18 protein-coding genes are annotated in these 20,620 nt (G+C 60.3%); 15 read left to right on the top strand and 3 right to left on the bottom strand.

What is annotated here, in order from left to right:
* Nucleotides 1-33: 33 nt before the first annotated feature.
* From C9E81_RS02215 to C9E81_RS02170, 11 genes are all read left to right on the top strand, one after another.
* Nucleotides 34-969: an ABC transporter permease gene (locus tag C9E81_RS02215; protein WP_208021073.1), complete on the top strand. Its 936-nt coding sequence runs from the start codon at nt 34-36 to the stop codon at nt 967-969.
* Nucleotides 966-1,850, top strand: a complete 885-nt coding sequence (locus C9E81_RS02210) for an ABC transporter permease (protein WP_208021072.1) — start codon at nt 966-968, stop codon at nt 1,848-1,850. Before C9E81_RS02215 ends, C9E81_RS02210 begins: the two co-directional genes overlap by 4 nt.
* Nucleotides 1,851-1,852: 2 nt before the next feature.
* Nucleotides 1,853-2,080 carry an acyl-CoA carboxylase biotin carboxyl carrier protein subunit gene (locus C9E81_RS02205; protein WP_122110671.1) on the top strand — a complete coding sequence of 76 codons (228 nt, stop codon included), beginning with the start codon at nt 1,853-1,855 and terminating at the stop codon, nt 2,078-2,080.
* Nucleotides 2,077-3,750, top strand: a complete 1,674-nt coding sequence (locus C9E81_RS02200; RefSeq protein ID WP_208021071.1) for an AMP-binding protein — start codon at nt 2,077-2,079, stop codon at nt 3,748-3,750. Before C9E81_RS02205 ends, C9E81_RS02200 begins: the two co-directional genes overlap by 4 nt.
* Nucleotides 3,747-5,453, top strand: a complete 1,707-nt coding sequence (locus C9E81_RS02195; RefSeq protein ID WP_122110670.1) for an AMP-binding protein — start codon at nt 3,747-3,749, stop codon at nt 5,451-5,453. The genes C9E81_RS02200 and C9E81_RS02195 overlap by 4 nt, the downstream gene beginning before the upstream one ends.
* A complete protein-coding gene (locus tag C9E81_RS02190) occupies nt 5,450-8,719 on the top strand; it encodes an acetyl-CoA carboxylase family protein (protein ID WP_122110669.1) in 3,270 nt (1,089 codons plus the stop codon). Before C9E81_RS02195 ends, C9E81_RS02190 begins: the two co-directional genes overlap by 4 nt.
* Nucleotides 8,720-8,781: 62 nt before the next feature.
* On the top strand, nt 8,782-9,567 hold the full coding sequence (locus C9E81_RS02185; protein ID WP_166461793.1) for a GntR family transcriptional regulator: 786 nt from the start codon (nt 8,782-8,784) through the stop codon (nt 9,565-9,567).
* Nucleotides 9,568-9,912: 345 nt separating this feature from the next.
* Nucleotides 9,913-10,038, top strand: coding sequence for a hypothetical protein (locus C9E81_RS23515; RefSeq protein WP_279432697.1), 126 nt, complete (start codon nt 9,913-9,915; stop codon nt 10,036-10,038).
* A gap of 1 nt (nt 10,039) precedes the next feature.
* Entirely contained in the window at nt 10,040-11,542 is a 1,503-nt protein-coding gene (locus C9E81_RS02180; protein ID WP_208021070.1) for an FGGY-family carbohydrate kinase, read from the top strand.
* Nucleotides 11,535-13,283 (top strand): glycerol-3-phosphate dehydrogenase/oxidase, encoded by a 1,749-nt coding sequence (locus C9E81_RS02175; RefSeq protein WP_166461792.1) that lies wholly within the window; start codon nt 11,535-11,537, stop codon nt 13,281-13,283. The genes C9E81_RS02180 and C9E81_RS02175 overlap by 8 nt, the downstream gene beginning before the upstream one ends.
* On the top strand, nt 13,280-14,038 hold the full coding sequence (locus C9E81_RS02170) for a DeoR/GlpR family DNA-binding transcription regulator (RefSeq protein ID WP_122110666.1): 759 nt from the start codon (nt 13,280-13,282) through the stop codon (nt 14,036-14,038). Before C9E81_RS02175 ends, C9E81_RS02170 begins: the two co-directional genes overlap by 4 nt.
* Before the next feature lie 199 nt (nt 14,039-14,237).
* Here the strand turns inward: C9E81_RS02170 and C9E81_RS02165 are convergent, their stop codons facing one another.
* On the bottom strand, nt 14,238-14,492 hold the full coding sequence (locus C9E81_RS02165; RefSeq protein ID WP_122110665.1) for a hypothetical protein: 255 nt from the start codon (nt 14,490-14,492) through the stop codon (nt 14,238-14,240).
* 512 nt (nt 14,493-15,004) lie between these two features.
* Here C9E81_RS02165 and C9E81_RS02160 point away from each other — a divergent pair.
* Nucleotides 15,005-15,376: a hypothetical protein gene (locus C9E81_RS02160; RefSeq protein ID WP_122110664.1), complete on the top strand. Its 372-nt coding sequence runs from the start codon at nt 15,005-15,007 to the stop codon at nt 15,374-15,376.
* A gap of 378 nt (nt 15,377-15,754) precedes the next feature.
* Here the strand turns inward: C9E81_RS02160 and C9E81_RS23510 are convergent, their stop codons facing one another.
* The gene (locus tag C9E81_RS23510) at nt 15,755-15,889 is read right to left on the bottom strand and encodes a hypothetical protein (RefSeq protein ID WP_279432696.1); all 135 of its coding nucleotides are present in this window, start codon (nt 15,887-15,889) and stop codon (nt 15,755-15,757) included.
* 43 nt (nt 15,890-15,932) lie between these two features.
* Entirely contained in the window at nt 15,933-16,079 is a 147-nt protein-coding gene (locus tag C9E81_RS23085; protein ID WP_208021069.1) for a hypothetical protein, read from the bottom strand.
* Nucleotides 16,080-16,174: 95 nt separating this feature from the next.
* Here C9E81_RS23085 and C9E81_RS23080 point away from each other — a divergent pair, with 95 nt between their 5' ends.
* From C9E81_RS23080 to C9E81_RS22815, 3 genes are all read left to right on the top strand, one after another.
* A complete protein-coding gene (locus C9E81_RS23080; RefSeq protein ID WP_208021068.1) occupies nt 16,175-16,486 on the top strand; it encodes a hypothetical protein in 312 nt (103 codons plus the stop codon).
* A 1,303-nt stretch (nt 16,487-17,789) separates the two neighbouring features.
* A complete protein-coding gene (locus C9E81_RS02145; RefSeq protein ID WP_166461791.1) occupies nt 17,790-19,859 on the top strand; it encodes a mechanosensitive ion channel family protein in 2,070 nt (689 codons plus the stop codon).
* 591 nt (nt 19,860-20,450) lie between these two features.
* The gene (locus C9E81_RS22815; RefSeq protein ID WP_166461790.1) at nt 20,451-20,609 is read left to right on the top strand and encodes a hypothetical protein; all 159 of its coding nucleotides are present in this window, start codon (nt 20,451-20,453) and stop codon (nt 20,607-20,609) included.
* Nucleotides 20,610-20,620: the final 11 nt, after the last annotated feature.

Raw genomic sequence — 20,620 nt, 5'->3', positions numbered from 1 at the left:
TCTTTCCGCATGTTAAATCCATTGCAACGCAGAATGCTTCGGCGCAGGCTGGTTCAGACCATCCCGGTTCTGGTGCTGGCGACATTCTCCGTTTTCATGCTGCTCAAGCTGCTGCCGGGAGATGTCGCGATCACTATCGCCGGCGAGAACGCGACAGTCGAACGGATCGAGGAAATCCGCGAGTCGAGGGGCCTCAACGATCCGCTGCTGGTGCAGTATGGAAACTGGGTCTGGCGTGCGCTGCATGGTGACCTTTCCCAATCCTTCCTCTCTGGCGAGGAGGTCGGGACCACCCTGCTGCGGGTCTTTCCCAATACCCTGTTCATCGTCTGCTACGCGATCCTGATCTCTGTCCTCATTGGCGTGCCGTTGGGGATGCTTGCCGCGGCCCGCTCGGGCGGGTTGATCGACCGGCTTGTGATGATGCTGTCATCTGCCGGGGTGGCGTTGCCGAATTTCTGGATCGCGATGATCTTCGTCATGATCTTTGCGCTCAACCGGGCCTGGTTTCCCGCGACCGGCTTCGTCGCTCCTTCCGAGAACCTTGCCGGTGCGATCTGGCACGCGACCCTGCCTGCGGTGGCACTCGCGGCCAGTGGCATCGCCGAGGTCGCGCGGCAGTTGCGCTCGTCGTTGGTGGAGATCCTTCATTCCCAGCATTTTCGCACCCTTCATGCCAAGGGGCTGCCCTTCGGCACGATCCTCTGGAAGCACGGGCTGCGCAATGTCTCGGTCAACTTGCTGACGGTGATTTCCCTGCTCGTGAACCGCACACTCGCGGCAACCGTTGTGGTCGAGGTGGTCTTCGCCATTCCCGGCATGGGCAACACTATCGTCAACGCGACGCTGCAGCGGGATTTTCCCGTCGTCCAGGGGGCCGTGCTGGCCATGGTGCTGACCGTGGTGACCGTCAATCTGGTGACGGACATGCTCTATTCCGTTCTCGATCCAAGGATATCGCAGCGATGACCGAGACGAGCGCAACACCCGGAGAAATTCGCAGCACCCGTCCCGCTTTCACGACCCGGGCCAGGGACTGGATGCGGGACGATCCCGTGGCCGTGATCGGGCTGGTCGTGCTGCTGGTGATCGTGCTGTGCGCGATCTTTGCCGATGCGATCGCTCCCCATGATCCGACATTGCAGGACTACAACGCGATGCTGGAGGCGCCATCGGCGCAACATCTTCTTGGGACTGACGATCTGGGCCGCGATGTCCTGTCGCGCCTGATCCATGGCGCCACCGCATCGATCTATGCGTCGCTGCTGGCGGTCGGGGTTGCGGCGTTGCTGGGTATTCCGGTGGGATTGATCGCGGGTTACACGGGGGGGTGGGTGGACGAGGTGATCAGCCGCATACTCGACACTTTCCTGTCCTTTCCCGCCATCGTTCTGGCGATTGCCGTCACGGGGGTGCTGGGCATCGGGCTGACCAATGCCATGCTGTCCGTCGGCATCGTGTTTGCCCCGCAACTCGCCCGGCTCGCCCGCGCTCGCGCACTGGTGCTCAAGCAGGAACTCTATGTCGATGCCGCCCGCTGTTTCGGCGCCTCGACATGGTTAATCCTGAAAAATCACGTCCTGCCGAATGCAATTCAGCCGGTGCTGGTGCAGATTACGCTGCTGATGCCTGTCGCCCTGCTTGCCGAAGCCTCTCTCAGTTTCCTGGGGCTGGGGATGCAGCCGCCGGATTCGTCCTGGGGCTCTATGATCGCGCGCGCCTATGTCTATGCGCAGATCGCGCCGGCCCAGATGTATGCGCCGGGGATCGCGATCCTGGTGACGGCGCTTGCCTTCAATACCGTGGGGGAATCCCTGCGGGAGGCGCTTGATCCGACAGCGAGGAGATGACGATGGCTGAAATCGGCCTGAAAAGCGAGGTTGCCGGCAGGGTGTGGCTACTGGCCCGGCAAGAGGGTGACGAGGTCGCGGCGCAAGAGGCCGTGGTCATCGTCGAGGCCATGAAAATGGAAATCCCCGTCATCTCGGAGAGGTCGGGGAAAGTCGTGAAACTGCTCGTGTCGGAGGGCGACGAGGTTGCCGAGGATCAGACCGTCGCGATCATCGATGTGGCGCCATGATTTCCGCGGCCGAGTGTTTCGAACTGATGAGCCGCGATGGCGACTCTGTTCTGCATCGCTTCGACAGCCATGCCGCGCGCGATCCCGACAGGCTGTTCCTGCTATATGGTGAGAGTGGCGAGCGGTTTTCGTTCGCGGAGTTCCAGAAGCGCACGCGCCAGATGGCTGCCGGGCTTGCCGGGTTGGGGGTCGGGAAGGGAGATCATGTCTGCGTTTTGTCGCCGACCGCAATCCTGCCCGCGCTGGCGATGTTCGCGATCTGGCGGGTCGGGGCCGTCTTTGCGCCGATCAACCACTTTCTGCGCGGTGGTTTCCTGACCTATCAGATCGCCGATGCAGCACCCAAAGTCGTGATCGCCGATGCGGCAGGCGTTGCCTTGCTGCAACCGATACGTGGCGAACTGCCTGATTTCGTGCTTGCCGGTCCCGGCGGTGATATCGAGATACTGGAAGGTGACGATCCGCCCCCGATCCTGCTGGCGCCGTCCGATCCGGCCGCGATCATCTACACCTCGGGCACCACGGGACCAGCCAAGGGAGTTCGGCTCGGGCACCGCTGGATCAACCAGTATTGCTTCAACTCACGTGTCCTCAATACGCCCGAGGATGCAGTGCATTGCGATCTGCCCCTTTATCACGTCGGAGGCGCCTTCAACCTTTTCGCCCGTGCGGCCTGGACCGGCTGCACGGTCGGGCTTTGGGACAGGTTCTCGGCAAGCGCCTTCTGGCAACGCATAGCCGCGAGCGGGGCTTCGGTGGCGACGCTGCTGGATGTGATGATCCCGCATATCATGTCTTTGCCTGCCCGTCCGGATGACGCGGCGAATACACTGAACAAGGTCCATATCCAGCCCTTCAATGCCAATCACCACGCATTCGCCACCCGTTTCGGCGTGGACTTCATGACAGTCGGCTTCGGGCAGACCGAAAGCGGATCGGTATTCGGGGCCGTGCTGGACGAGTTTCCGGAGGGGCAGGGCACGCCCGCCGATTTGTGGAAAGGCTTGTCGAAAGCTGATTACCGGCAGGCGGCCCGGGACTTCGGGCGTCCGTTGTTCGATGGCCGGGAGAGGCTGCCCAAGGGTGTGATGGGCGCGCCGTCGCCTCTTTTCGAAGTGGCGGCGCTGGATGAACATGACGCGTTGGTTCCCGAGGGCGCAGTGGGACAATTATGTATCCGCCCCCGTTTTCCTGACCTGATCCTGCAGGATTACATCAACAAGCCCGAGGCGACGCTGAAGGTGTTGCGCAACTGCTGGTTCCATACCGGCGATGCGGTCCGGCAGATCGACGCCGCCCGCAACCTCTATGTTTATGTGGATCGCATGGGCGGTTTCTTTCGGGTGCGCGGCGAGAATGTCAGCTCTTTCGAGGTCGAAAGCGTCATGCTGCGCCATCCATCCATACGCGCTGCTGCTGCCGTGCCGGTTCCCGCGGCGGTCGGGGACGAGGACGATATCGCCGTCTTTCTTGAGTTGGAGAGCGGCGCAGAGGCCGACCTTACCGATATTCGCGCATATGCCGAGGCCGAGATGCCCCGCTATATGCGGCCAAGGCATATCCGCATCATCGATACCATGCCCGTCACCCCGACATCGAAAATCGAGAAATACAAGCTGCGGGCGCGGCTGATCGCAGAACTTGAGCAGGAAAAAGGGGGCAGCCAATGACGGATGCCGAGGCTTATCTGGCTGATCTTGCCGGGATGCATGCGAAGGTCTGGCCCTCAGGATTTGCGCGCGAGGTGCAATATCCGCAGGGCGAGGTCACGTTGACGCGGCATTTGGCCCATTGGGCGGAAACGACACCCGAGGCACCGGCGCTGATCTATTACGGAACCCGGATCAGTTGGGCGCGGCTTGATGCCGATGCGAACCGCTTTGCGGCGCTGCTGACGGTGCGCGGGATCGCCAAGGGGGAACGCGTCGCGGTCTTTCTGCCCAATTGCCCGCAATTTCATGTCGTCTTCTATGGCATTCTCAAGGCAGGCGCGGTTCATGTGCCGGTCTCGCCGCTATCCACCCCGGACGAACTGGCCTATGTGTTGAAGGATGCCGATGCGAAATGCCTGGTGACACTCGACAGCCTGGCAGCGGTGGCGCTGGCCGCCATTCCCGGCACGATGGTCCAGGAGGTTTTCAGCACCGCGCTGGCCGAGATGCTGCCGGAGGCGCCCGAGATAAACTGCCCGGCCTCGGTCGCCTCCATCGCCAAGCCATGTCCCGGCACGACCGCTTTGCTGCCCGCGATCGCGGCGATGCCGGCGGACCGTATCGAGGCGGGCGATCTCGACAGCCCGGCTGCGCTGAACTACACGGGCGGCACCACCGGCATGCCCAAGGGCTGCGTGCATACGCAGCGCGACATGGTGTTTACCGGTGCAGCCAACTGGTCTGTCACCGCGGGCAAGGAACCCTCCATCAGCCTCAGCTTTTTCCCGGAGTTCTGGATCGCGGGGGAGAATGCGGCACTGATCTTTCCGCTGATGACCGGCGAACCGCTGGTGCTGATGACGCGATGGGATCCCCTGGGCGTTCTGCAGGCGGTCGAGCGATACCGGGTTACCACGGTCGCACTTGTCGTCGATGGGGCGGTCGAGTTGATGAACCGCGCGGATTTCGGCGATTACGACCTGTCGTCGCTGCGTCGGGTGCGGGTGGTCAGCTTCATCAGAAAGCTCGACGCGGATATTCGGGCCGCATGGAAGGCGCGGACCGGGACGGTTCTGGCCGAAGCGGCCTGGGGGATGACCGAGACCCATACCTCGAACACCTTTACCACCGGCATGCAGGACGATGATTTCGACCTGAAGCAGCAGCCGGTCTTTGTCGGTCTGCCGCTGCCTCACACGGAATTCGTGATCCGGGACTTCGAGACGGGAGCAATCCTCCCCTTCGGACAAGAGGGCGAGATCACGGTCCGCACGCCCGCAATGTTCAAGGGTTATTGGAAGCGGCCGGATGCGACGGCCGAGGCGATCCGGGACGGATTCCTGCATACGGGCGATATCGGGGTGATCGATGAGATGGGGTATCTGCACTATCTCGGACGCCGCAAAGAGATGCTCAAGGTTCGCGGCATGTCCGTCTTTCCCGCAGAGATCGAAGCGGTTCTGGGCAAGCATCCGGGCGTGAAGGGATCGGGCGTGGTGGGGCGCGGCGATCCCCATGCCGGGCAGGTTCCGGTGGCTTTCGTTCAGCCTGCCGACCCGATGCTGACGGCCGGGGACCTGGACCATTGGCTGGCCGGGAAGCTCTCGAAATACAAGCTTCCGGAAATCCGGTTTGTCGAGGCGCTGCCGATGACCGCGACCGGCAAGGTCCGCAAGGCCGAATTGCAGGAATGGGTAAATGAGAAGGAAGAGACCACGTGACCAGGATCAACAGGCTGCTTATCGCGAACCGGGGGGAGATTGCGCTGCGGATCGCCCGGACGGCTGCCGATCTCGGGTTGGAAACCTGCGCTGTCCATCCACGTGACGATGCCAACTCGCTTCATGTCCGGCGTGCGGATCGTGCGGAATTGCTGCCGGGGCAGGGTGGCCGGGCCTATCTAGACATCCCCGAAATGGTCGCCGCCGCGCGGCGCGGCGGCTGCGACGCCGTTCATCCCGGCTATGGGTTTCTCAGCGAGAATGCCGAATTCGCCGAGGCGGTCGAGGCGGCGGGAATGCGGTTTCTTGGTCCGACGCCGGAATCGCTGCGCCTTTACGGAGACAAGATCGCTGCACGCAAGCTGGCGGACGAAATGGGGGTGCCCGTTGTTCCCGGCACAGCGGACCCCGTCGATGCGGCGCAGGCCGAAGCGTTCTTTGACCGCCTGCCCGAGGGGGCGGGCATGATCGTCAAGGCGGTTGCCGGCGGCGGGGGGCGTGGTATGCGGGTCGTGCATGACCGCGCCGGGATTGCCCCGGCCATCGAAGCTGCGCAGCGCGAGGCAAAGGCGGCTTTCGGTGCCGCTGACGTCTATGTGGAGCGGTTCATTGCATCGGCGCGTCACGTCGAGTTGCAGGTTCTGGGCGACGGGCAAGGCGGCGTCGCGGCGCTTGGAGAGCGCGATTGCACCCTGCAGCGCCGCCACCAGAAGGTGATCGAGATCGCACCGGCCCCGAACCTGTCCGAAGAACTGCGCAGCAGACTGACCGGATACGCGGCCGAACTGGCCCGCGCGAATGCTTATCGCAGCCTTGGCACGTTCGAATTCCTGCTTGATACGGCCACCGGAGAGGTTTTTTTCATCGAGGCAAACCCTCGGATTCAGGTCGAGCATACGATCACGGAGGCGATCTACGATATCGATCTCGTCGCCCTGCAAATCCGTGTGGCAGAGGGTGTCACGCTGGCGGATCTGAATCTGCCGCGGGATGCCCGGGGCGTAGCGATCCAGTCGCGCGTGAATATGGAACGCATCGCGCCGGATGGCGGGATCCGTCCGGCGGGCGGGACGATATCGGCCTATGATCCGCCAGCGGGTCCCGGCATCCGCGTCGATGGCTTCGGCTATGCGGGATATCCGGTTTCGGCGGCTTACGACTCGCTTCTTGCCAAGGTGATCTCCCGGGGGGACACGTTGCCCGCGGCGCTTGCACGCAGCCGGCGGGCGCTGTCGGAGTTTCGCATCGACGGGCTGGATACGAATCTGAACTGGCTGCGTGCCCTGCTCGCCCGGCCGGAACTTGGCGATTACAGCGTGAACACACGCTTTATCGAGGCGCATTATGCCGAACTGGCCAGCGCGGCTGCCGATCTGCAAGCGGCTTCTTACGGCACGCCTGTCCATGCCGAAACCGAGGCAACCGGCCATGCGGAACTGCCCGGGGATGAGGTCGCGGTGGTTGCGCCGATGCAGGCCACCCTTGTGGACCTGCGTATCTCGTCCGGGGATGTGGTCGCGAAAGGCCAGGTCGTCGCCGTGCTGGAAGCGATGAAGATGGAACATGCGATCGAGGCCCCGGTTTCCGGCCGGATCGGAACGGTGCTGGCCGGGCCGGGACAGACGCTCGCGTCGGAAGAGGCAATTCTTTCGATTGCTCCGGGCGAGGGGCCACAGGAACAGGCAGGTGAAACCGAGGAAGTCGATCCGGATGCCGTGCGTCCCGATCTGCAGGAACTTTTCGATCGCCAGGCACTCGGCCGCGACGAAGCCCGGCCAGAGGCAGTGGGTCGTCGCCGCAGCCGCGGGCAGCGCACGGCCCGCGAGAATCTCGCCGATCTTTGCGATCCCGGCAGCTTCAACGAATATGGCGAACTTGCCATCGCCGCGCAGAGCCGCAGGCGCTCTCGTGAGGATCTGGTACGCAATACGACCGGAGACGGCATCCTGACAGGCACTGGCAGGGTCAATGGCGGCCGCTTCGGTGCCGAGGCCGCGCGCTGCGCCTTTGCCATCGGGGACTACACCGTGCTTGCCGGGACACAGGGGCAGCGGCATCACCGCAAGCTGGATCGCATCTTCAACCTGGCGAAACAGCACGAATTGCCGATGATCTTCTTTGCGGAAGGTGGCGGCGGCCGGCCCGGCGACACGGATCGGGCAACCGTCGCGGGGCTTGATGGACCAAGCTTTGCCACCTTTGCCTCGCTTTCGGGCAAGGTGCCCGTCATCGGGGTTGCAGAGGGACGCTGTTTTGCCGGGAATGCCGCGCTTTTGGGGTGCTGCGACGTGATCATCGCGACCGAGCGAAGCAATATCGGAATGGCCGGTCCCGCGATGATCGAAGGCGGTGGGCTGGGCGTTTACAAGCCCGAGGATGTCGGTCCCATCGATGTGCAGACCGCCAGCGGCGTCGTGGATATCCGCGTGCGGGACGAGGCCGAGGCCTGCCAGGTAGCGAAACGGTATCTGTCCTATTTCCAGGGAACCGATACCGCATGGAGCGCGCCCGACCAGCGTCTGTTGCGGCGCGTCATTCCCGAGAACCGGCTGCGAGTCTACGAGATCCGCGATGTCATCGATACCCTCTGCGACGAGGGATCGGTGCTGGAACTGCGCCGGGGCTGGGGGGCGGGCATGGTGACCAGCCTTGTCAGGATAGAGGGACGGCCCTATGGGCTGATCGCGAATAATCCCAGGCATCTGGGCGGTGCCATCGACGCGGATGCGGCCATCAAGGCCACCCGTTTCCTGCAGCTTTGCGATGCTCATGGACTGCCGGTGATCTCGCTTTGCGATACTCCGGGCTTCATGGTCGGCCCCGAGGCCGAAAGGACCGGGCTGGTGCGAAAGGTTTGCCGCATGTTCGTCACCGGAGCTGCCCTGCGCGTTCCGGTCTATACCGTGGTGTTGCGCAAGGGCTATGGCCTTGGCGCCATGGCAATGGTGGCGGGAGGGTTCAAGGAATCCGCGCTGACCGTTTCATGGCCGACGGGAGAGTTCGGTGGCATGGGGCTGGAAGGCGCGGTCCGGCTCGGCTTTCGCAAGGAGCTTGACGCGGTTGGAAATCCACAGGAAAAGCAGGCGCTGTTCGGGAGGCTGCTGGCTGAGCTATACGAGAACGGCAAGGCTGTTAATTATGCCGCCGCGACCGAGATAGACGCGGTGATCGACCCGCTTGCGACACGCGGATGGATAGCCAATGCCAGCAACGCGGCCCCGCCGGTTGCAGGACGGGGCGGACGGTCGTTCGTCGATACTTGGTAGGATCGGCCCGAAGGGATAGTTTCGTCACGGGACCCGGAAAGAGCAAGGCGGATATTGTAACGATGACAAGGCGAGAACCCGGTGAAAGACACGAGATCGGCTATGCTGCGAGCGTTCCGGGTTTGTCGGGCAATGCGCGCCATATCGGTCGCAATATCCGTCCCCTCACCATCGCGGAGCAAGTGGCGGACGCCTTTGGCGTGATGATCGTCGAGGGCAGCCTTGCACCCGGCGAACGCCTTGGCGAAGAGAAACTGGCCGAGATGTACGGGGTCAGCCGCGGCCCCGTGCGCGAGGCGTTCCGTATCCTCGAAAAACGGCGTCTGGTCGAGATCATCCCGCGGCGCGGCGCTTTCGTGCGGCCGGTCACACTGGCCTCGATCGAGGATCTTTTCAATGTCCGCAATGCGCTGGCCTCCATGGCGGCGGCCAGCTTTGCGCGGCGGATCCACGACCAGGAAGGTCATGCCCGGATCGTCAAGCTCGACAGGCGCCTCGAGCAGCTTCGCGAGATGACGGCGGACCCGGACTGCCTGCCGCTTGATTTCACGTTCCAGTTGACCCGGATCGTATACACTGTGGTGATGGGCAGCGGTAACCAGCTTCTTGGCGAGATCTGGGCAGATCTCAACAACGATACCTTTTGGACGACGATCTGGAAGACGCCGCAGGACAGCCTTACCGTCGAGGAGCGCCGCCGCCGCCTTGCCCAGGTCGAACACAGCGTTGCCGCAATCCGCGATGGCGATTCCGATGCCGCCGAAACCACCATTCGGCTGTGGCTTGAAGAGATACGGGATAATGTCCTGGCCAATCTGCAAAACAGCCGTCCGACGGGGATGCGGTAGTTTACTGTTGTCGTTAGCGTTTTTCACGACGTTGCTCGATCACGAGCGCATGAAACCGTATCCTGCCGAAATACTTGCAGCCCTCCCTGACGATTTTGCAGCTGTCCTGCGCTGCATCGCCCGATGCGCAGTTCGTCGCAGAGATGATCCGTCCAAGTATAATTTGTAACATTCATGAGGATATGTTCTTTCAATCATATCTGAAAGAGAAAAGCTGAATTTTCACATATTTTGACCTGATGCTCAGGGTGCTCCATGAGTATTGAAGCTTTATGTATCATAATTATTGATATTATAATCAAAATATGTAACGTTCTGGCGCGCGATATGACCGGATGAGGGGACATGATGCGGAATATTCTGAAAATCGGCGGCAAGATCGAATTCCGGGGGGGCGGAGCGGTGCTGCCGGTGGCCACCCATCTGGCCAGCTGGCAGGGCGGGCTGCGCCACGCGGGGATGGAGGGCTGAGGTGACGGATTACTTGCTGGGGCTGGACAGTGGTCTGACCGTGACGAAGGCGGTGATGTTCTGCACCGATGGAAGTGTTGTCGCTTCGGCGAAGCGGGAGATCCCGCAGATCAAGGAGCGGGCGCGACATGTCGAGCGGGACATGGAGGCCCATTGGAATGCCTCGGCCGAAGCAATCCGCGAGGCGCTGCATCTGGCCGCCGAGACCGAGGGGTGTGAGGTTCAGCCGCTGGCCTTGTCGGTTGCCGGGCATGGAGATGGCGTCTATCTGCTGGACGAGCAGGGCAGGCCCTTGGGGCTTGCGGCGACATCCCTTGACAGCCGGGCGCAACAGGTGGTCGAAGGCTGGGATGCCAAGGGCGTATCGGCGCGTTCACTGGCGCTGACCGGGCAGGAGCCGTTTCCGGCCTCTCCCGCCGCGATCCTGGCGCATATCCGCGATGCCGAGCCACGTCGCTTCGGGCAGATCGCCGCGATCCAGTCCTGCAAGGACTGGCTGCGCTATTGCCTGACCGGCGAGATCGCGACCGATTTCACCGAGGCGAGCGTGGCCTTCACCGATGTCCGGACCCAACGTTACAGCGATGAGGCACTGGCGCTGTTCGGCCTGCAGGATCTGACCGGGGCCTTGCCACCAGTGATCATGCCGGATGCGGTGGCGGGACATGTCTCCGGCAAGGCGGCGCGCATGACCGGGCTGCGAGCCGGTCTTCCCGTCGCGGCCGGGCTGCATGATGTGACCGCATGTGCCGTTGGATCGGGGGTCATCGCGCCCGGGACCATTGCCGTGATCGCCGGGACCTATTCGATCAACGAAATGCTGATGGACCGGCCCGAGACTTCCGCAGGATGGTATGCGCGCAACGGCCTGATGCCGGGGCAATGGATGAACATGTCCATCTCGCCCGCGTCAAGCGCCAATCTGGACTGGTTCCTGCGGCAATCCGCCCGTGACGCATTGGCGCAGGGTGATCCGTTCCGCGAATTGCAGCGCGAACTGGACGCGGTCGCGGGCGATCCATCTGATATCGTCTATCTGCCCTATCTGTTCGGCTCGCCGCATCGCGCGGATGTCGCGGGGGCGTTCCTTGGGCTGCGGGGCTGGCATCACCGCGGGCATATGCTGCGCGCAGTGGCCGAGGGGATCGTGTTCAACCACCGCCATCACGTCGATCTGCTGGATCCGGATCATCGGACAGACCGGGTGCGCCTGACCGGTGGCAGCAGCCGCAATCCCTATTTTTGCCAGCTTTTCGCCGATGTGCTCGACCGCAGGATCGAGATCCCGGCCACACAGGAGGCCGGGGCACTTGGCGTGGCGATTTGCGCCGGGCTGGCCTGCGGAGCCTATGACGATTGGCACGATGCGATCAGCCGCACCCAGTCAGACGCGCGGATCTTCGAGCCGGGCGCGGGCCGGGCGCAGGTCGAGGAAGCCTGGCAGCGGTATCGAAGGGTTGCGGCAGAAATGGTCCGGTTCGAAGAAAGACAAGCCAATGAATGATGCCGCGCAGAGCCGCGAGGATTTGCTGGACAGGTTGCGGCGGAGCGATCATGTCCCGGTGCTGATCGTTGGCGGCGGAATCAACGGGATGGGCAGTTTCCGGGATCTGAGCCTGCAGGGTATCGACTGCCTGCTGGTCGAGCGCGGGGATTTCTGCTCAGGCGCCAGCCGGGCGCCGTCGCGGATGATCCATGGCGGGCTGAAATACCTGGAGACAGGCGAATTCCGGCTGGTGCGCGAATCCGCCCAAGAGCGCAACCGGTTGCTGGCCAATGCCGCGCATTACGTGCGCCCGCTGGAAATGATCATCCCGATCTATTCGTGGTTTGGGGGCACATGGGCGGCTGTCCGCAAATTTCTGCGCCTGCCGGCCCGGATGCAGCAGCGCGGGGCATTGATCGTCAAGCTGGGGCTGGCGCTTTACGATATCTATGGTGCGCTGAACCGCGCCATGCCGCGTCACCGGATGATCCGTCGCAAGGACGTGCTGCGAGAGATCCCCGACCTCGATCCCGGAATCAGGATCGCGGCCTCTTACTATGACGCGTGGATCACCTCGCCCGAGCGGTTGGTGGTGGAGCTTGCGCTGGACGGCATGGCGGCAAATCCCGGCAGCATCGCACTGAATCATCTGCGCTTCGATGGAGTCGAGGGTGGTCGCGCCCGGCTGGTCGATACGATGACGGGTGAAGCCTTCCTGATCGGCTGCGACCTGATGGTGAATGCCGGGGGGGCGTGGATCGACAGCGTCAACGGCGCGGCCGGCTCGTCGAAACGGATGATCGGCGGGACCAAGGGCAGTCATCTGTTGCTGGACCTGCCCGCTTTCGCGGAAACCCTGCATGGCCGGATGATGTATTTCGAGGCCGAGGGCGGGCGTATCTGTCTCGTGTCCAACTTCATGGGGCATGCACTGCTCGGTTCGACCGATATCCCGATCGAGGATCCCGACAGCGCTGTCTGCGAAGATGACGAGGTCGAATACCTGCTTTCCGCCTTCCGCCGGATTTTTCCCGATGTGCCTGTATCGCGCGATGACATATTCTTCAGCTATGCCGGTGTGCGCCCGCTGCCCGCGAATGATGCCGATGATCCGGGCGCGGTCAGCCGTGACCATTCCATGCCCGAACTGCCGCCCGAGGGCGACCGGCGCTTTCCGATCCTGTCCCTGGTCGGTGGAAAATGGACAACATTCCGTGCCTTTTCGGCGGAACTCACTGACGAGGTGCTGCGTCGTTTGGATATGTCACGAAAGATGGGCACCGAGGCGTTGCCTATCGGCGGCGGGCAGGGCCTGTCGCAGCAGGCGGCCCCGGTTGAGCGGTTGCTGACCTGCATGATCCGCCATCACGGGTTGACCCGCAGCCGTGCGCGGCAACTGGTTGCCCGTTATGGCAGCCGTGCGGAAGGGCTGGCGGCGGCACTTGCGGATGGCGAGCGCTTCCTGACTCACCTGCCGGGTTTCTCGCGGGAGGAGATCGCTCTCGTGGCTCGCTCCGAACTGGTCCGGCATGCCACGGATTTCCTGTTCGGGCGCAGCTCGCTGTTTCTGGAGGGGCCGCTTGGCTTTGAGGCACTGCAGGAGATCGTTGACGCATTGGCGCATGCACTCGATTGGGATGCTGAACGGCGTATATCCGAGCTTGAACATGTTATCGGTCGCTACCGTGATCTGCATCGAATGGAAGTAACACCGCAAAGCGGTGTCAGGCCGCGCTTTGTCCGGACGGTGGGTGCATGAAGGCCAGGGAAAGACGCAAGGATATACTGGAATTGCTGCTTCAGCGCGGCACGGTGCTGGTCGAGGAACTGGTGAACCGGCACGAGGTCAGCCGCATGACCGTTCACCGCGATCTGGATGAACTTGTCGAGGAGGGCTGGGCGGCCAAGATCCGCGGCGGCGTGACCGTGCTTTCGGCGACGCAATTCGAAAGCGACTTCAGCTTTCGCCAGCATGTGAACCAGGCCGAGAAACAGCGGATCGCGGCAATCGCTGCGGCTCAGGTCAATGATGGCGAGGCGATTGCTCTTGGCTATGGGACGACCGTGGCCCGGATGCTGCCCGAACTGAGGAAAACCCCGGATCTTACCATAGCGACCGCCAGCCTGCCCTGCATCGCGGCATTGTCGGAAGACAAGAATGTCGAACTGCTGGCTATCGGCGGGAAATATATCCGCAAGTTCGACGGGTTTTTCGGAAGGATCGCCGAGAAAGGCTTTGGTGAACTGATGCTGGACGCCTGTTTCATCTCGACCTCCGCCATGCGGATGCCGAACCTGTATCATCAGGATGAGCGGGTCGTGCAGATCAAGCTGGTCATGCTAGCCGCCGCCAGACGGAAATATCTGCTGATGGATCACGACAAGATCGGCCATTCCGCTCTGTATCACATGGGCCGGATCGACCTGTTCGACACGATCATCACCGACAGGGCGCTGACCCCGGAAGATGCCGAGATCGCGGCCAGTCACGGGGTCGAGGTGATCGTGGCCTGATTCCGCCGAATTTCAAGGCAGGATATGCCTGCTATCACGTCCAAGCTCGTTTGACCCAAGCTGAATTTCTGTAAATCGGATCATGAACCGGCCCCGTTTCGAAGCAGGCCTCAAGCGCACCGGGAGGCGATCTGCGCATTGCAGATCTCCTTTTGGTATCCGGTCACGATTGGTGATGGTCCCGGGATACCATGGTGCATCAAGAGTTCATTCCCTCTGGCTCAATAGGGAATGCGATATAGTCATGCCCCGTATCCATAACACAGGACATTCCGTCAGGAAGGGTAAGCAACACCGTCCACGAACCATCAACCGACGCCCATAGTTCAATGATGGCGCCGGCGTTGTTCAGGCCCGCCATGACGCGGTTCTCGTGATATGTATCGGCGAGCTGCGTGTGTATTTGCTGCGTCGGCAGGCAGGCAACGACAGCGGCCATGATGAAGCCGAACATCTACTCACCCCCTTTCGGATAGGCGTTTCTCGAGACGATCGGACGTGTTGCGTCCTGACATCGCCTTGCCGTCCTTCCCTCTTCCGGAAAGCGCATTTCCCCGTTCGCCGGGAGAACCGGGATGCTGCCTCATTCACACCCCATGTCCTGCCCCAAAGGCATTCGACACATCGACACGCCTGCGCGAGCGGCGGCACAATCACTTGTGCAACGATGATGCGATTGGCCAAAATACGGACCAGCGCAGCTTGTCTTAAATTGTCTGGAAAGCTATTGCGCCGATCTGACTGGCTCTGAATTCTCTTCGTCGATATGACTTATGTGAGGATCCAACGAAATAGTTTCAAGAGCGGGAGAGCGGTGGAAACAGGTTCTTAGCCCGTTCCGGTGCCTCATCACGAAGCGGGCGCCGCATGTCGATTGCATATGCCATGCCCATCCACGCTGCCATTCGTCAGGATTGCCGACATCGGTGTGTCCGGAATGCAAGGTCGAGGCCTGACGCTACTCGAATGGCCTTTGCTGATACGCGGGATAACCTGCTGGATATGAAGCCCAAAATCCTGACGACTCTGCAAGCTTATAGAGAATATCTGCCTTCGGCCTTTCATCGTCTTCCTGACTGGCGTCGAATTATTGCTATTGGCCTGGTCGCCGACCGGATGATCGCGTGCCGGCATCGTGTCAATACGGAGCTCATCACGCAAGGGGGCGGTGATCTCGGATCCTTGCTGTTCGGCAGCCTGACGCGACCCTCTCGCCCGTGGCACGGCAACCAGTATCGCCACCGGAATCGTCGCCGCATGGAAAACGTGGAATACAAGCGCCTGATGGCAGCCGGAAGTGTAGGGAAACGCCTTGGGATGCTCAGTTCGCGGGCTTGAGACGGTAAGCCGATCAGACACGGTGCCACGAACCTTGGCAAGCTGATCTCGGCAAAGAGTTCGGGAGTGCCCGTGAAATCCCGCTGTCATCTGCTGCAAATTGCGCTGTCACGCCATACAGAAAATCTGCGTCACGCTACTTGAGCTTCACCAGGCGGGGCTGAACAAGAGCAGGATTGCAAACCACGGTTTTCGCCGTTCATGAACCGCTTCGGCATCACATCGGTTTTCCGGGCGGAGTGTGGTCGGGGCGGCGAGATTCGAGCTCACGACCTATGGTCCCATAACCATAGTTTTTAATTGATTTACAAAGCTTCCTTTGCAAAGAGATCCCTTTTATATTTATTAAAATCAATAACTTGCAGGCGAGCTGCAAAATCATTTCTCCTCCACCAGCTTCAACAAAATGGCCTCCCCGTTTTCCGGATTTGCCCTGGCGTACTTCTCGATCATCTCGGAAGCGTGCTTGAGCGACCATCCCATAAAGCTCGCGATATCGCCCAGATCTGGCATGCCATGAGAAGCCGTGTCGCGGCAGTTCACCGAACCAGAACGGTTACACCATCTGTGGCGCAGGAAGTTCGTCCGGCATGTTTGCGCGGGCAAGGTTGTTCATCTCGGGGTTCTCGATTGCCACGCGCTCGATCGGCGTGCGCCAGCAGGCAATGAGCAGGTCAACGCCGTCCTCAAACTCGGCCTTCATGCTTTCCCATGTTCGTCCGCGCGGCAACTTCTTGGGCTGGGTCCATTTAGCTGGTCCTGACATCCAGCGACGGGCCGATCGGTACAGGCGAGTGCATGACGGCGAGCATACCCATATCCACTGAACTTGCGATGGAATCATGTTCGGTGGTTTCCTGTATATCTCACCGGTATTTGAACAGCAGCTTCGGCTTCCAGCTCTTCTGCGAAGCTCACGACGGAAGCCCGGCCGGTACATTGCCGATTGATGATCGCTTATTGGCCCGTGCGGACGGCGTGCCTGTCGAGAAATGGCGCGATCTTTGCGCCCGGCCGATATCGCCGCTGCATAATTGGCACAAGGTTCGATGCGACAATGGTGCGATCCGCCTCGCCCATGATGTCGTCACGCAGGTCGCCAAGGGGTAGGTGAATGTGGCGGGGCTCTATCGCGATCTTGTCGAACGGCGCGGCGCCGGTGGCATGAAGCTGGCCAATTTCGAAGGACGGGCGGCTTCCAGATCCGGGCAGGGCAGGGACTTCATGGATGTCTTCCTCGCCGAGGGCGAGGTGATCCGGCGGTGCAGCGCGCGATCGGCAATGGCGTGGCGATGCAGGTTCGTCGGGTCCGACCATCGGCGCAGGGCGGGAAATCGGCGCGTAATAGCCGGGATTGTGACCTGGTCGATGCGGTCTGCCTGCAGGGGAAGTCGTTTCGGTAGGTGTGGCAGGCGCATGGGTGGGCTGTCTCCGGGCAAAATGTGAAGATAGTTATTTGTGCACTGGCGGCCATCATGGAGCGTATGCAGTCCCATTGAAAGCAGCAAGAAAACCCTTGCTTTACATTTCGGAGTGCCCGCGAGTGGTTCTTATAGAGAAACCCTTGATCGGAAGCCGCCTTTGTTGTTCTTTTGATCGAGATGCACCGAATGCGATAATTGAATTTGGACGGGCCTGCCTCACTCACCTAGTGGGGCTACGTTCTCAGCCTGATGCCATAACGCATTGTGTTCATGGAGAATGTGTGGAATACGATACTGCTTGGGGGCTATTTCGACGTAGGTCAGTTAGGACTTGACGTTGGCAGGAAGGGCGCTGATTATACCAGTTGCAGCTTTGCCGCGCTGATCAAGGCAAAGATCAATTTGCCAAGTCGATTTTTCCGAAAATAGTAGCTCTCAATTAAATAAGTTCCGGGTCATAGTCTGTTTCAAATATAACAGGTTTCTGGTTATCACCTATAAATCTTTAGGATGCCAGGAAAAGATGATAAGAAAATCTCCGCGTGTTCTACCCGCTTCCGAACATGCCAGTATTAAAGGACATTGGATCCGGTGTGCAGCTCGACGTTTAATCTCTGTCGTCGTGCTCGCTCTTCTCTTCTTGCCCGCTGCTACATCTGCACATGCGCAACAGGACGTAATCAATTGGAGCGGCGAATGGGATACGCGCTGGCGCGGTGGCGGGGCGCGTCTTATTCTGGAACAGAATGGTAACCGCGTCACCGGCACTTATCCGTTATATGAAGGGCGCATTGATGCGCAAGCGGAAGGGCGCCAGCTTACCGGGCACTGGAAAGAGGCTAATTCGGAGGGCGAGTTTCTTTTCGTGATGTCGCGTGAGGGTGACACGTTCTCGGGGCGCTTCGACAGGAGAGTGGTGGACTGCTACCCGTGCCGAGGTCGTCTCGCATCCAGAGAACCCCATCGATCAAACGAGCCCGATGGCGACTATGCGCTCCTTTCTGCGGGCGATCGACCAGATCGGTGCCGGTTCCATGGACCAGTTCGGCACAGCGGCCAGCCTAATCGTGTCGACGAGAGAAAGCCGCGGTGAACGTATCAACCGCCCTGACTACGCTCATCTTCTTTTTCGAGTTATCGACAGGTTGACCTTTAGACTCTGGGAACTTCCGAACTCACCGCAAGGCGACAGAGTTATTGCTACCCTCGCCCAAGCCGGTACTCAGGAAACCTTCGAACTCGCCTTTCAATACATCGATGGGGCCTGGTTTATCGATCCGCCGCCGGTGCCCGAACTCGAAAAAACACTCGAAAGGCTCCGCACCGCGCGTGATGAGGCGGAGGACACGGTCACGCCCTCGCCGCAAGAACTCAGGACGCCGCGTGACACTTTCAAGACTTTCTTGCTGGGTATGCAAAATTTCGGCTCCGAGCCCGACAATCCGGCATTCGCTACTCTGGATACCAGCGGGATGACCGAAGTGGTGCGTCGGCAGGAAGCGCCGCTTCTGGCAGGATACATCCTGCAGGTACTTCATCGCATCGGCTACGTTTATTGGCAAGAGATCCCTGACGATCCGGACAGCCGCATTCCTTATGTCCACTTCCAACATCCTGAAGGCGACATTGTCGTCGCCCCTGTGGAAACAGAGAATGGCGTAATCTGGCAGTTCACACCTGACACATTGGCCAGTATTCGTGCTGTCTATGCAGCCGTCGACGATCTGCCAATGCCCCCCGATATCGAGACGGTGATGCAACCCGACGTCTTTTTCCAGATGCGTGGCTTTGTTCGCGCCACCTTACCGAGCCTCCTGAACCGAGCAGGGCCGCTCGAGCAATGGCAGTGGGTGGCTGCATTTGCGGCGTTAATTGCCGGTTCCGGGCTGGGCATATGGGTCAGCCGGATCGTTTTCCGGATCTTTGGACAGAAAACTGCAAATATCGAGGAAGAAGGATACCCCCAGGCAGACTTCATCCGAGAAATAGTGAAATGGTCGATCCGTGCTGTCGTTCTCGGCATCACCATGCTTGTTGTACTTTACAATCTGGGTCTGCCTGACGTTGTGGCGACCGTCGCTGCATCGACTGCCTGGAGTCTCGTTGTTTTTGGTTGTGTGCCAATCGCTTGGCAGGGAATTGCCGCAGCCGTTGATAGCTATGGTCGAAACCGGCGGCTTCCAGCCCACCAGATAACGCTTCTATCCTTCCTCAGCGGACTTGTCCGCATGGGGATTATTGTGTTTGCGGTGCTGGTGCTGGCCGAGTTGCTCGGCTTACCCTATCAGGGCGTAATTGCCGGTCTTGGCATTGGTGGCCTGGCAATAGCGCTCGCTGCGCAGCCAACATTGCAGAATTTTCTGGCCGGTTTCACGCTTTTTGCGGACCGGCCGCTAGAGGTGGGTGATTTTTGTCGCTTCGGTGACATGATTGGAACCATCGAACATATAGGTATGCGCTCCACGCGTATCCGTTCGCCCGATCGTACGGTGATCACGGTGCCGAACTCCGATTTTGCGAACATGAAACTGGAGAATTTCTCCAAGCGTGATCGCATCCACCTCAACACTACCCTGCAACTGCGCTATGAAACGACCCCCGATCAGCTTCGCTTTGTGCTGGCAGAGTTGCGCAAGCTCATGATCGCTCATCCCAAGGTGGCCGCTGATCCCCTGCGCGTGCGCTTCATTGGCTTCGGCGCGCATTCCCTTGATATCGAGATTTACACTTACCTGTTAACTTCGGACTATGGCGAGTCGCGTGCGATCCAGGAAGATCTGTTCTTGCGCATCATGACGGTTGTGGAGGGTGCCGGAGCACAATTTGCCTTCCCGTCTGCGGTCCACTACCAGGCACAGGACGTGGCTCCTGATGCGGAGCGTGTACACCAAGCGGAGCAGGCAATCTCTGCTTGGCGAAAGGAAAACCATCTGCCATTCCCCGACTATGCCTGGCAGGAGAAGGCAGAGCTAAGCAATTCGCTCGACTATCCGCCTGAGGGTTCGGCCGTTGCCGAAGAGATGCAGCCACTGCCTTTCGAAAAAGCGCAGAAATCGTGACAATCTTTCCCAACTCCGAAAAAATACTTCCTTGACGGTTAATATCACACGGGCTTATTTTTTTCTTTACCATCAAGACGTGACCATCAAGACGTGCGCCCGCAGGGACCATCCAGAGCGGGCGTTCTTTGTTCTCGAAACCTCAGATTGTAGTCGAGAGGTAAAGGCATTTGAGAGTCGAGGGCACGTGCCCATCGGGAATAAGTTCTCCGGGGACCTTGATAGCTATTCTCAACTGTGCTCTCGGATGATTTGGCCTGCTAAGCCAACCTGTCACTTCGCCTCGGGAAATCCCGGGGCATTCGATGACAGCTGAGAAGTTCTGTTTGAGCGGCAAGCAATCTGCGATACCCGACGGTACCGTACCTAAAAATACATGATGGTGCGGATATCGTTCGAAATGCAGATGGTCTGCATGTCTGACCAGAAATCTCATGCAAGTAGCCGATAATATGTTCAGTTCAATAAAGAGAAACGGATGAGCCTGCTGGAGTCCATCCTCGCATGCGCTGCTCGTTTACGCCTTTTGCAGGATAGCGCGGCGATCTGGTTCGCGCCGATCGCATGAGGACGCTGATCTAGGACCTGATCGTGACCTTCGGCGCGGCGATGGACAACCTGCCGGACTTTGCCGAGATGAACTTCGGCTTCTCCGCCCAGCAGGCGGCACAATTGCAGGATTATTGCGATGAGCTGCGCTTGGAGGTCCGGCGCCAGGTCGAAAGCCGGGCGGTGCCTTGGTGTCGATGACCGGTTCGCAG

The organism is Paracoccus alkanivorans (assembly GCF_003697785.1).
In the GTDB taxonomy this organism is placed as follows: Bacteria; Pseudomonadota; Alphaproteobacteria; order Rhodobacterales; family Rhodobacteraceae; genus Paracoccus; species Paracoccus alkanivorans.
This window is presented reverse-complemented; position numbering and strand designations above follow the sequence as displayed.

Bases quoted from the DNA above. Each gene is read 5' to 3' on its own strand.
- C9E81_RS02205 (WP_122110671.1), top strand. From the start codon at position 1,853: ATGGCTGAAATCGGCCTGAAAAGCGAGGTTGCCGGCAGGGTGTGGCTA.
- C9E81_RS02170 (WP_122110666.1), top strand. From the start codon at position 13,280: ATGAAGGCCAGGGAAAGACGCAAGGATATACTGGAATTGCTGCTTCAG.
- C9E81_RS02160 (WP_122110664.1), top strand. From the start codon at position 15,005: ATGGCCTTTGCTGATACGCGGGATAACCTGCTGGATATGAAGCCCAAA.
- C9E81_RS23080 (WP_208021068.1), top strand. From the start codon at position 16,175: ATGACGGCGAGCATACCCATATCCACTGAACTTGCGATGGAATCATGT.
- C9E81_RS02165 (WP_122110665.1), bottom strand. From the start codon at position 14,492: ATGTTCGGCTTCATCATGGCCGCTGTCGTTGCCTGCCTGCCGACGCAG.
- C9E81_RS23085 (WP_208021069.1), bottom strand. From the start codon at position 16,079: ATGAAGGCCGAGTTTGAGGACGGCGTTGACCTGCTCATTGCCTGCTGG.
- C9E81_RS02215 (WP_208021073.1), top strand. From the start codon at position 34: ATGCTTCGGCGCAGGCTGGTTCAGACCATCCCGGTTCTGGTGCTGGCG.
- C9E81_RS02210 (WP_208021072.1), top strand. From the start codon at position 966: ATGACCGAGACGAGCGCAACACCCGGAGAAATTCGCAGCACCCGTCCC.
- C9E81_RS02200 (WP_208021071.1), top strand. From the start codon at position 2,077: ATGATTTCCGCGGCCGAGTGTTTCGAACTGATGAGCCGCGATGGCGAC.
- C9E81_RS02175 (WP_166461792.1), top strand. From the start codon at position 11,535: ATGAATGATGCCGCGCAGAGCCGCGAGGATTTGCTGGACAGGTTGCGG.
- C9E81_RS23510 (WP_279432696.1), bottom strand. From the start codon at position 15,889: ATGCCAGATCTGGGCGATATCGCGAGCTTTATGGGATGGTCGCTCAAG.
- C9E81_RS02195 (WP_122110670.1), top strand. From the start codon at position 3,747: ATGACGGATGCCGAGGCTTATCTGGCTGATCTTGCCGGGATGCATGCG.
- C9E81_RS02145 (WP_166461791.1), top strand. From the start codon at position 17,790: ATGCGCTCCTTTCTGCGGGCGATCGACCAGATCGGTGCCGGTTCCATG.
- C9E81_RS02185 (WP_166461793.1), top strand. From the start codon at position 8,782: ATGACAAGGCGAGAACCCGGTGAAAGACACGAGATCGGCTATGCTGCG.
- C9E81_RS23515 (WP_279432697.1), top strand. From the start codon at position 9,913: ATGATGCGGAATATTCTGAAAATCGGCGGCAAGATCGAATTCCGGGGG.